The organism is Arcicella sp. GW458-12-2-14-TSB2, from assembly GCF_059423785.1.
The window spans coordinates 1-11,803 of sequence record NZ_JBWKYN010000185.1; the positions used below are offsets into that span (position 1 = coordinate 1).

The following is an 11,803-nucleotide window of genomic DNA, read 5'->3' on the forward strand; positions in this document are numbered from 1 at the left end:
ATTTAAAGCCTTTAAAGCGAAAAATTACCAACTTTAGTTCAATTAATAAACAATATTATCAAAACGAATAAAAATGGAACAACACTCATCACATCACGCGTCTAACGGAGAAGCTAAATGCCCATTCCATCACGGAGCTACTGCACCAGTTAAACACAGTGCTGGCGGTGGCACCAGAAACCAAGACTGGTGGCCAAATCAGTTAAGATTAAATATCTTGCGTCAACACTCATCACTGTCTAATCCGATGGGGAATGATTTCAATTATGCAGAGGAGTTTAAATCACTCGATTTGAATGTTTTGAAACAAGAAATCTTTGATTTAATGACTACTTCGCAAGATTGGTGGCCAGCAGATTATGGTCATTACGGTCCATTTTTTATTCGTATGGCATGGCATAGTGCGGGTACATATCGTATTGCCGATGGTCGTGGTGGTGCTGGTTCGGGAAGTCAACGCTTTGCACCACTTAACAGTTGGCCAGACAATGGTAACTTAGATAAGGCGCGATTATTACTATGGCCAATCAAACAAAAGTATGGTAGAAAAATATCTTGGGCAGATTTAATGGTATTAACAGGAAACTGCGCTTTGGAATCGATGGGTTTAAAAACCTTTGGATTCGGAGGTGGTCGTGAGGATATTTGGGAACCAGAAGAAGATATATATTGGGGTGCAGAAGGCAAATGGTTGGATGACAAACGTTATTCTGGCGACCGTGAACTAGAGAACCCGTTAGCAGCTGTTCAGATGGGGCTTATTTATGTAAACCCAGAAGGCCCTAACGGAAATCCAGACCCATTAGCGGCAGCTCGTGATATTCGTGATACATTTGGTAGAATGGCGATGAACGATGAAGAAACTGTTGCATTAATAGCTGGTGGACATACTTTTGGTAAAGCACATGGTGCGGCCGACCCAAGTATATATGTTGGTCCAGAACCGGCTGCGGCTGGCATAGAGGAACAAGGACTTGGCTGGAAAAACACCTACGGCAGTGGTAACGCTGGTGCTACCATTACAAGTGGATTGGAAGGTGCTTGGAGCCAAACTCCAACTCAATGGAGCAACAATTATTTTAATAATCTATTTGGTTTTGAATGGGAACTTACCAAAAGTCCTGCGGGGGCACATCAATGGAAGCCGAAAGATAATGGTGGTTTAGGTTCGGTGCCAGATGCACATGACCCAAATACACGTCATGTCCCAATAATGTTTACGACAGATCTTTCCTTGAGAGTAGACCCTATCTATGAACCCATTTCAAGACGATTCCATGAAAACCCAGAAGCGTTTGCAGATGCCTTTGCACGTGCTTGGTTTAAACTAACGCACCGTGATATGGGACCAAAAGTGCTTTATCTTGGTTCAGAGGTACCAAATGAAGACCTTATATGGCAAGATCCAGTACCTGCGGTAACACATAAACTAATAGAAGAACAAGATGTTGTGGCGCTGAAAGGTAAAATCTTAGCATCTGGGTTATCTGTTTCAGAATTAGTTTCTACTGCTTGGGCATCGGCATCTACCTTCCGTGGTTCTGATAAACGTGGTGGTGCTAATGGTGCAAGGATTCGTTTAGCGCCACAAAAAGATTGGGACGTTAACAATCCTGCTCAGTTGCAAAAAGTACTAACAATGCTTGAAAGCATTCAAGTTGAGTTCAATAATACTGCTTCAGACGGTAAGAAGGTTTCTATAGCCGACCTAATTGTGTTGGGGGGAGCTGTAGGGGTTGAGCAAGCTGCTAAAAATGCTGGTTACGACATCACAGTTCCTTTCAAAGCTGGACGTACAGATGCTTCGCAAGAGCAAACTGACGTAGAATCATTTGCTGTTCTTGAGCCAATTGCCGACGGTTTCCGTAATTACAAAAAAGGACACTATACTACTTCGTCAGAAGAAATGTTGATTGATAAAGCGCAGTTGATGACGCTAACTATCCCTGAAATGACGGTGCTGGTGGGTGGTTTAAGGGTGCTAAATGCCAATTTTGATGGTTCACATTACGGAGTATTTACAAAACGTAAGGAAACGCTTACTAACGACTATTTCGTTAATTTACTAGATTTAGGCACAACTTGGAAAGCTACTTCAGAATATCAAGATGTGTTTGAAGGACGTAATCGTTTTACAGGCGAACTTAAATGGTCGGGTACGCGTGTTGACCTTATCTTTGGCTCAAACTCAGAATTGAGAGCTATTGCAGAGGTGTACGGATTCGCAGACTCTCAAGAAAAATTCGTTCACGATTTTGTAACTGCATGGACCAAAGTAATGAATCTTGACCGTTTTGATTTAGTATAGTTTTAATGAATAAAGAATCCGTTCATTTAGGTATTGTTAAAATATCTAAGTGAACGGATTTTTGTTTTACTTGGGAATTGTAGCAATTAAGTGCTGAGTTTAATGGTATAATTGAAGGTTCAGATAATACTTGCATAAATTGTTGCTTGATCGCTTAAATAATATAGAATCCACACAAAACAAAAACTGCCACAAAACCCCAATAAATGGAATCTTGTAGCAGTTTTTATCTCAAAGCTAATCGCTGATAGCTAAAAACCTATTTCACCGAAAACTTATAAACTGTAGTAGTTTGGTACGTTTCGTTTGGTTTTAATACTGTGCTTGGGAAAGCAGCTTGGTTTGGCGAATCTGGGTAATGCTGTGTTTCAAGACATAAGCCTGAACGGTGTTTGTAAATAATACCGTTTTTACCTTTGATAGTTCCGTCCAAGAAATTACCTGTATAGAATTGAATCGCAGGTTCAGTCGTCAAAACTTCTAATACTCTACCACTCGTTGGTTCATAAACTGTTGCCGCAGATTTCAACGTTTTAGTAGAATCTGTTAACACCCAACAGTGGTCATAACCTCCTCCAAATTTAATTTGTGTATCTGTCGTATCGTTGATACCTGCACTGATTTTCTTAGACTTCAAGAAATCGAATACATTGCCTGTTACTGGTTTTAATTCACCTGTAGGAATCAATGTTTTATCTACTGGAAGGAATTTGTCTGCATTCAATGTTACTTCATGACTTAAAATATCGCTATCTAAATTACCATTCAAGTTAAAATAGGTATGGTTTGTTAGGTTAATAACGGTTGTTTTATCAGTAGTTGCCTTATAATCAATCTTTAAAGAATTATCTTTTTGTAACGTATATACTACTTCTACGGATAAATTGCCTGGATATCCTTCTTCGCCATCTTTGGCAGTATAAGTCAATTTTAAGCTTGGTTCTTCACCTTCAATTGGTGTTGCTGTCCAAAGTACTTTATCAAAACCTTTCAATCCACCGTGTAAAGCATTTACGCCATTATTTTGTGCTAAAGAATAAGCTTTGCCTTCAAGGGTGAATTTACCATTGGCAATTCTGTTGCCATATCTCCCGATTAAAGCCCCGAAATATGGAACACCTTTTACATAGCCAGCAACTGAATCACAGCCAAGAATCACATCTTCAAATTCACCTTTTTTGTTAGGGGCTGTCCATGAAACAACTGTTCCTCCAAAATTTGAAATTTTCACTTCCATACCAGCAGCATTTTTCAAGGTATAAAGTTCTGTTTCTTGTCCGTCTGGGAGTTTCCCAAAGCTTACTTTTTCAATCATATTATTGTTGTTTTCTTTTTTTGAGGTATCGCAAGATGTCATACTAACACAAGCTAATAAGAACAAAACAGCAGCTGTTTTTACTTGTTTTTTCATTGTTAAATATTGTTTTTGAGTTTATTTTTAATTTTTATGAAATCAAACTAAGATTATGATGGCTAATCACACTGTTGACAAACTTATGAAGTATCATGTAAAAACATCATGCTCATTGTTTCATAATGTATTCAAAAACGTCATTAATTGCTAAAGATTAATGACGTTTTGAATTAAGTGTGAGGATAATATTTACAACTCGGTATTAGTATTACGAAGCATTTAATTATGATATGAATATTGTAGTGGCAACTCTCGCAGTTGCCGTTTCAAGTGTAGCAACTGCAATAGTTGCCGCTACATTATAATTAATATTGTGCTTTTTTATACTTTATCATACCAATAAAATAGGTAATGACAAACCTTCGTATAGTACTAACCCAGCACTCACAATTCAGCACTCCTCATTCTTATAGTCCAGCAGATTTCTTATGGTCTGCTAAGAATTTAGCCAAACCGCTATCTGTTAATGGATGATTCAATAAAGCAAGAATGGCACTTAACGGACAAGTAACTACATCTGAACCCAATTCGGCACATTTCAAAATATGGATTGGATTACGAACAGATGCCGCTAAGATTTCAGTTTCAAAACCATAGTTATCAAAAATCAATCTGATTTGCTCGATTAATTTGATACCGTCCATTGAAATATCATCTAAACGACCCACAAACGGAGAAACATAAGTAGCACCAGCTTTGGCTGCTAATAATGCTTGTCCAGCCGAGAATATTAATGTACAGTTGGTTTTGATACCGATGCTTGAAAAATATTTGATAGCTTTGATACCATCTTTGATCATCGGAATTTTTACCACAATATTTGGGTGAAGAGCTGCCAAGGCAAGACCTTCAGCAATCATTCCATCATAATCAGTTGCAATTACCTCCGCAGAAATATCTCCATCAACAATATCACAAATTGCTTTGTAATGATTGATTACGTTTTCATGTCCACTGATATTTTCTTTAGCCATTAAAGATGGATTAGTAGTTACGCCATCTAAAATACCTAAATCGTATGCTTCTTTAATTTCAGCCAGATTGGCTGTATCGATAAAAAATTTCATTTGCTTGTGTTTTAGTGCTTTCGCAAGATTATCAATTGATTATTGAAATTACTAGTAAATAAAGGGTTTTCCCGTCAGACGCTTCATTAAGTTTTTATTAACTCAAGAAGATTGATACCTCTCAGACGAGAGGTACCAATACAAAAACCCAATTTTATTTATCTTCTATAAAACATTGAATTCCAACGCAATTCATTTTTGAATTGGTACAAATCTGTTTTATCATTAATCAATACGTATTCTATACCTGCGATTTCAGCGAAATCTGCATAGAATTCTTGTGTAAGTGCCTGTGAATAAACAGTATGGTGTGCCCCACCTGCCAAAATCCACATTTGTGCTGCGGTTTTCAAATCAGGCTTAGTTTTCCATAATACACGTGCTACTGGTAATTTTGGTAATTCTGCGGCTGGCTCGATAGCCTCTACTTCGTTAACAATTAAACGGAAACGTCCGCCCATATCAACCATTGAAGCATTTAATGCAGGGCCAGCAGGAGAGTTGAATACCAAACGAACTGGGTCTGCTTTGCCACCAATACCTAATGGGTGGATTTCGCAAGTTGGTTTGCCTGAGGCTATGGTAGGGCAAATTTCCAACATGTGTGAACCCAATACTTGGTTGTTGTTTGGCGAGAAGTGGTAGGTATAGTCTTCCATAAATGAAGTACCACCTACTAAGCCCGCTGCCATTACCTTAGAGGTACGTACCAATACAGACGTTTTCCAGTCGCCTTCGCCACCGTAACCGTATCCATCAGCCATCAAACGTTGAGAAGCAATACCCGGTAATTGAACCATTCCGTGCAAATCTTCAAAAGTATTGGTATAACCTTTGAAGTTTCCTTGAGTAAGGAATGAACGTAAACCAGCTTCAATTCTAGCAATTTCAACTAAACTACTTCTTTGACCACCATTTACTTTCAATGAGTCCATCAAAGTATATTGTGCTTCATATTCTTCAATGAGGGCATTAATAGCAGCGTCGCTCACTGAATTGATGATGCCTACTAAATCACCTACAGGGTGTGTATTGACAGAGTATCCAAATTTGATTTCAGCTTCTACTTTATCGCCTTCTGTTACGGCTACAAAACGCATATTATCACCAAAACGAGCGAATTTAGCACCTTGTAAATCGTTCCAACCAGAGGCTACTCTACTCCAAACGTTGATTCTTTCATGAACCTCTTCGTCTTGCCAGTGACCAACTACTACTTTACGAGCAATACCCATTCTAGCCCCGATGAAGCCGAATTCACGGTCACCATGTGCAGATTGGTTCAAGTTCATAAAGTCCATATCGATATCTGCATACGGAATTTCAGCATTGAACTGAGTATGTAAATGACAAAGTGGTTTACGTAAAATTTTCAAGCCATTAATCCACATTTTTGATGGCGAGAAAGTGTGCATCCAGCAAATCAAACCGATACATTTTGCATCAGAGTTTGCTTGAATGGCCATATTGTATATTTCCTCTGGCGTTTTTAAAACAGGCTTAAATACAACAGTTACTGGAATTTTTGAAGACTTGTTGAGGGCTTCAGCAATAATTTTAGAGTGTTCATCCACTTGTTTAAGTGTTTCTTCTCCGTAAAGATGTTGGCTACCTGTAATGAACCAAACTTCGTTTTGTTTTAAGTCAATCATTTTAATAAATATAATTTGGTAAGCACCAGAATGTTATGTGTGATATAATTATTTTAATTCCAATACAGCTACTGAAAATGCTGGTAATTTTACTTTTAATTGATTACCCGAAATCGTTGCTCCTGAAAATGCCTTTGGTTGAATTTTATTAGGATTTTCAAATGAATTGAAGTCTCTTAATTTTTCAGCAGCCAAAATTCTTCCTGAAACCGAAACGTATTTAGCTCCTTTTAAATCAATCGTGATTTCTTGAGGATTCTTAGGGTCAACATTTGTTAAAGAGATGTGTGTTAAACCTTTAGCATCTTTTGAAGCCGAAACGGAAACCGCTGGTAATTTTTCTCCTTCAAATACAAAATCGTTAGATTTTACTTTGATTGGAAGCAAAGTAGCATCTTGGTGAACATTATACATTTCCATTACATGGTAAGTAGGAGTGAGGATCATTTTCTCCTCTTTGGTAAGGATAACTGCCTGCAAAACATTTACTACCTGTGCTAAATTCGCCATTCTGATTCGGTCTGCATGGTTATTGAAAATATTCAACGTAGCTCCCGCAATCATGGCATCTCTCATGGTATTTTGTTGAAACAAGAAACCCGGATTTGTACCATTTTCTACATTATACCAACCGCCCCATTCGTCAACTACTAAAGCAACTTTCTTTTTAGGGTCGTACTTGTCCATTACTGCTGAATGTTTTGTTACCAATTCATCCATCAACAAAGCTTGTTGCATTGTTTTGAAATACTCTTTATCCGTATATTCTGTAGCAGAAGTTTTTTTACCTTCGCCCCAGCTTAAAACTGAATAATGGTGAATAGCTACACCTTCAAGCATTTGATGAGGAATGTTTTTCATCAACGTTTCTGTCCATTTATAATCTGCATCGCTTGCACCAGAAGCTACTCTGAAAAGTCCTTTTTTATCTGCTCCTGCCATGAAAGTAGCATACTGACGATAGATGTTAGCATAATATTCAGCTGTCATATTTCCACCACAACCCCAAGCTTCGTTACCTACTCCCCAGATTGAAACATTCCAAGGTTTTTCACGACCATTTTGCTCACGCAATTTTGACATCGGACTTGTTCCAGCACCCAAGTTTATATACTGAGTCCAGTCTTTCAATTCTTGTACAGTTCCACTACCTACATTACCTGAAATATATGGTTCAGTACCCAATAGCTCGCACATATTCAAGAAATCGTGTGTACCAAAAGAATTATCTTCAGTAACACCACCCCACCAAGTATTAACCATCGCTGGGCGTTGAGCTTTAGGTCCAATACCATCTTTCCAGTGATAAGTATCAGCAAAACAACCACCAGGCCAACGTAGGTTAGGAATTTTTAATTTTTTAAGCGCATCAATAATGTCTAATCTTACACCATCTTTATTTGGGATTTTTGTATTGTTTTCACCGACATAAAAACCGCCGTAGATACACGTACCTAAATGTTCGGCAAAATGCCCATAAATGTGTTTATTAATCGTTACTTTACCTGAATCAGCTTGCAATGTTGCAGTATTTTGAGCATTTCCTATGAAAGAAAGCCCCAAACAAGCCATTGCCAATAGTTGTTTTTTCATCGATTTTTTTGAGGATTTAATTGGAATAATATTGTTGTATTAGTTGTGAATTAGTGAATGGTGAGTTGTGAATGTAAGTGTGGTATAAGTGTTAAATTTTACTCCACATTCCACACTCAAAACTCTTCAATCATCAACATCCTTGTCCGTAATAGGCACTTACGCCGTGTTTACGCTCGTAATGCTTTTCAATTAGCGTATCTTTCAAACGGTTCACTCGTGGGTTCAACGTACAAGTAAGGTAAGCCATTTGCGCAACTGCTTCTAAAACACCTGCATTATAAACAGCTTTTTCGGCGTTTTTACCCCATGTAAAAGGAGCGTGATTTCCCAAAAGCACCATTTCTACTTCTTTATAAGAAAAACCTTTTTTCTCGAAATGATTCATAATTTGGAAACCCGTTTCGTATTCGTAATCTCCTTTAATCATTTCATCACTCATAGGGGGAGCGCACGGTACATCCACCGTCAAATGGTCGGCATGAGTAGTCCCTAAAATAGGAATATCCATCTGAGCCTGTGCGAATGAAGTAGCATAAGTAGAGTGCGTATGAACAATAGAACCGATATCTGTCCAATGCTTATACAACACTGCATGTGTTTTAGTGTCAGAAGAAGGACGGAAAGACCCTTCCACCACTTTAGCATCAAAATCGCAAATTACGATTTGGTCAGCCTGTAGAGATTCATAAGGTACGCCACTAGGTTTAATAGCAAAAACACCTTTTTCTCTATCTACAACACTTACATTTCCGAAAGTAAATACAACCAAACCTAATTTAGGAAGTTGCATATTTGCCTCAAAACAGGCTTGTTTAATGTCTTGATACATGATTAATTATAAGTTGTGAATTGTTAGTCTTGAATACACAAGACTAACAATTCCTTCTATCTCAAAATCTTACTTCTTATTTATTTTATCTTCAAGTCTTCAAATCTTGTGTCTAGCGTCTAAAGTCTACCAGTCTGGCGTCTTAAAGTCCTCCAGTCTTCAAATCTTGTGTCTAGCGTCTTAAAGTCCTAAAGTCCCAAAATCAAACTGTCTGCGATTCAACAAAAGCTCCTAAAGCCTCATATTTTTGATAAAGCTTTGCATATAAAGCCACGTTTTCTGCAATAGGGAAATATGTTTTATCAAAACCATTACCCATCGCCGAAACGGCTGTGTTAACATCTGGATGAATGCCCGCGGCTACAGCTGCATACATAGCAGCACCCAAAGCAGGTGCTTGTTCAGAAGTAGCAATTTTAACAGGCATATCTAATACATCAGCAAGCGTTTGCATCACAAAATCAGATTTTTTAGCTACACCACCCATACCAACAATCTGTTTGATATCAACACCTTCGTTTTTAAAACGATCAACAATAGCTTTTGAGCCAAAACAAATAGCCTCGACCATAGCTCGGAAAATAGCAGGGGCATCAGAACCCATGCCCAAGCCTATGATAGCCCCTTTCAATGCTTGGTTAGCATCAGGTGTTCTTCTACCATTTACCCAGTCTAAGGCCACAACGTTTTTCTCAGAAATAGGAATAGCTGAAGCTGCTTTTGAAAGACTTACAATGATAGAATCTTCAATTTGTTGTTTAATTTCTGGCGCAATATCAGCATTTTGAACTGACCACATTGTCAAGTTTTTAAACCAAGCCAATAAGTCGCCAAAAGCAGATTGACCTGCCTCTAAGCCCAACATTCCAGGAATGATAGAACCATCTACCTGTCCACAAATACCACGAACCAATTTGTCGCCAATTTCATCAAAAGGAGCAACCATCATGTCGCAAGTAGAAGTACCCATTACTTTTACCAAAGTAGCCGATTCAATCTCAACACCCACTGCACCAGCGTGTGCATCAAAAGTTCCTACAGAAATGATAGTATCAGTAGTTAATCCTAATTTATCAGCCCAAGCTTGGCATAAATTGCCCATTGAAACATCGGCTGTATAAGTGTCTTCAAATAGTCGTGAACGCAATGCTGCCAAACGACTATCAAATTTTCCTAAATATTCTTCAGAAGGCAAACCTCCCCATGATTCATGCCACATGGCCTTATGCCCTGCCGCACAACGACTTCTCTTTACAGCATCAACATCATCACTACCAATTAATACCGCAGGAATCCAGTCACAATGTTCCATCCATGAATAGGCAGATGTTGCAATGCTATCGTCTTGACGCGTAATGTGTAAAATTTTTGCCCAAAACCACTCCGAAGAATAAATTCCACCTTCAAACTGAGTGTAGTCAATACCACCCCAAGTACGAGAAACCTGATTGATTTCAGCCGCTTCGTTGACAGAAGTATGGTCTTTCCAAAGCACAAACATCGCATTTGGATTTTCTTCAAACCCAGCTGTTAATGCCAATGGGGTACCAGATTTGTCAACCGCAACAGGAGTAGAGCCTGTGGTATCCACTGAAATACCTTTTACTGATGATGGATTTACAGATGGGGCTTTTGCTAAACAATCTTTGATGGTACTTTCCAACCCTTCAAGGTAGTCTAAAGGGTGTTGGCGGAACTGGTTTTTAGCTGGAATACAATATTTTCCAGCTTTCCATCTTGGATAATAAAAAACAGATTGGCTAATTTCTTTACCGTTTGAAGTATCAATTAATACCGAACGAACAGAGTCTGTTCCATAATCAACACCGATGACGTATTGGTTTTTCATTGGTTAAATAATTTTTCGTGTCATCATGACACAATTGTAATAAAAGTTATTAAAAAATATATTTATGAGGTAAATAGATAACATGATTGAAGCAAATCGTGAATTTTTCAAATCATTTTACCATTTAAAATCAGAAATAAAGTTGTGAAAATCGTTGAAATTGTTTTTATATTTTTCGGCGTCGAGCTGATAAAGCATAGCTTTTTTGGTGGCAGAATTTTCATTTTTCTCACCTGTATCAATTAACAAACCTGTTGAAATGATTTTTCTGCTAAAATTCCTACGATCAAGATTCATATCATAGATGGCCTCATATAGTTTTTGTAATTGAGGAATCGTGAATTTTTCAGGTAATAGTTCAAAACCTAAAGGATGTAAAGCGGCTTTGTAGCGTAACTGTGAAAGCGCCATATTCACCATTTTGTTATGATCAAAAATTAAATCAGGTTTGTCTTTAAAATTGAACCAATATCCATTCATCGAACGTGATAGCTCAGAATCGTGAGCGTGGATATTAATCAAAGCAAAAAAACTAACAGAAACAGTACGCTCTACTGGGTCACGGGTAATTTCCCCAAAAGCATGGAGTTGTTCCATGTATACATTTTCAAGCCCTGTTAATTCATTCAATACTCTTTTTGCTCCTTCTTCTAAATCTTCAGTTTCATTTAAAAATCCTCCCATCAACGACCATTTCCCTTTTTCAGGTTCAAAGTTTCGTTTAATCAAGAGTAATTTTAATTCTTCACCATCAAAGCCGAAAATTATGCAGTCGATGGCTAAGAGAATCCTTGTATCATGTGTGTATTTTAGAAGCATTTCTGTTGTATTAAATAGATTGTGTAAATGTAACACAATTTAATTAATACAACAAATTCTTTTAAAAAGAAAATAATTTCTTAAAGTTAAGAAATTGATTTATAAAAAATTATGATTAAAACTTTTTTTTGTGGACAAAAGAAAATCTCTTCATCTATCAATGTTTGTAATAAACGCTTGATACACAAAGAGATTTTATGGAGTAACTTTTATTTAAGCCTAAAGGACTAAACCTTTAAAAATTTTTGATTTTCATCAATGGTTTTATC

Annotated in this window: 8 protein-coding genes; 1 reads left to right on the forward strand and 7 read right to left on the reverse strand. The window is 37.5% G+C overall.

The window, feature by feature from the left end; genetic code table 11:
- Positions 1-73 precede the first annotated feature (73 nt).
- Complete coding sequence (katG, locus tag AC07XN_RS20335) at positions 74-2,308, forward strand: catalase/peroxidase HPI (protein WP_494744368.1); 2,235 nt, start codon at positions 74-76, stop codon at positions 2,306-2,308.
- Positions 2,309-2,567: 259 nt separating this feature from the next.
- Here the strand turns inward: katG and AC07XN_RS20340 are convergent, their stop codons facing one another.
- The 7 genes from AC07XN_RS20340 to AC07XN_RS20370 form a co-directional block, all read right to left on the reverse strand.
- On the reverse strand, positions 2,568-3,719 hold the full coding sequence (locus AC07XN_RS20340; RefSeq protein ID WP_494744369.1) for an aldose epimerase family protein: 1,152 nt from the start codon (positions 3,717-3,719) through the stop codon (positions 2,568-2,570).
- Positions 3,720-4,129: 410 nt separating this feature from the next.
- A complete protein-coding gene (gene fsa, locus AC07XN_RS20345; RefSeq protein WP_309916233.1) occupies positions 4,130-4,789 on the reverse strand; it encodes a fructose-6-phosphate aldolase in 660 nt (219 codons plus the stop codon).
- A 158-nt stretch (positions 4,790-4,947) separates the two neighbouring features.
- Positions 4,948-6,441, reverse strand: a complete 1,494-nt coding sequence (araA, locus tag AC07XN_RS20350; RefSeq protein ID WP_494744370.1) for an L-arabinose isomerase — start codon at positions 6,439-6,441, stop codon at positions 4,948-4,950.
- Positions 6,442-6,489: 48 nt separating this feature from the next.
- A complete protein-coding gene (locus AC07XN_RS20355) occupies positions 6,490-8,034 on the reverse strand; it encodes an alpha-N-arabinofuranosidase (RefSeq protein ID WP_494744371.1) in 1,545 nt (514 codons plus the stop codon).
- Positions 8,035-8,167: 133 nt separating this feature from the next.
- Positions 8,168-8,866 (reverse strand): L-ribulose-5-phosphate 4-epimerase, encoded by a 699-nt coding sequence (locus AC07XN_RS20360; protein ID WP_494744372.1) that lies wholly within the window; start codon positions 8,864-8,866, stop codon positions 8,168-8,170.
- A 202-nt stretch (positions 8,867-9,068) separates the two neighbouring features.
- Positions 9,069-10,715 carry a ribulokinase gene (locus AC07XN_RS20365; protein ID WP_494744373.1) on the reverse strand — a complete coding sequence of 549 codons (1,647 nt, stop codon included), beginning with the start codon at positions 10,713-10,715 and terminating at the stop codon, positions 9,069-9,071.
- Between the two features lie 117 nt (positions 10,716-10,832).
- The gene (locus tag AC07XN_RS20370; RefSeq protein ID WP_309916246.1) at positions 10,833-11,534 is read right to left on the reverse strand and encodes an NUDIX hydrolase; all 702 of its coding nucleotides are present in this window, start codon (positions 11,532-11,534) and stop codon (positions 10,833-10,835) included.
- Positions 11,535-11,803 lie beyond the last annotated feature (269 nt).

What these genes read in the sequence shown, in the direction of transcription:
- AC07XN_RS20340 (WP_494744369.1), bottom strand. Translation starts at nt 3,719, where the DNA reads ATGAAAAAACAAGTAAAAACAGCTGCTGTTTTGTTCTTATTAGCTTGT.
- AC07XN_RS20370 (WP_309916246.1), bottom strand. Translation starts at nt 11,534, where the DNA reads ATGCTTCTAAAATACACACATGATACAAGGATTCTCTTAGCCATCGAC.
- katG (WP_494744368.1), top strand. Translation starts at nt 74, where the DNA reads ATGGAACAACACTCATCACATCACGCGTCTAACGGAGAAGCTAAATGC.
- araA (WP_494744370.1), bottom strand. Translation starts at nt 6,441, where the DNA reads ATGATTGACTTAAAACAAAACGAAGTTTGGTTCATTACAGGTAGCCAA.
- AC07XN_RS20365 (WP_494744373.1), bottom strand. Translation starts at nt 10,715, where the DNA reads ATGAAAAACCAATACGTCATCGGTGTTGATTATGGAACAGACTCTGTT.
- AC07XN_RS20360 (WP_494744372.1), bottom strand. Translation starts at nt 8,866, where the DNA reads ATGTATCAAGACATTAAACAAGCCTGTTTTGAGGCAAATATGCAACTT.
- AC07XN_RS20355 (WP_494744371.1), bottom strand. Translation starts at nt 8,034, where the DNA reads ATGAAAAAACAACTATTGGCAATGGCTTGTTTGGGGCTTTCTTTCATA.
- fsa (WP_309916233.1), bottom strand. Translation starts at nt 4,789, where the DNA reads ATGAAATTTTTTATCGATACAGCCAATCTGGCTGAAATTAAAGAAGCA.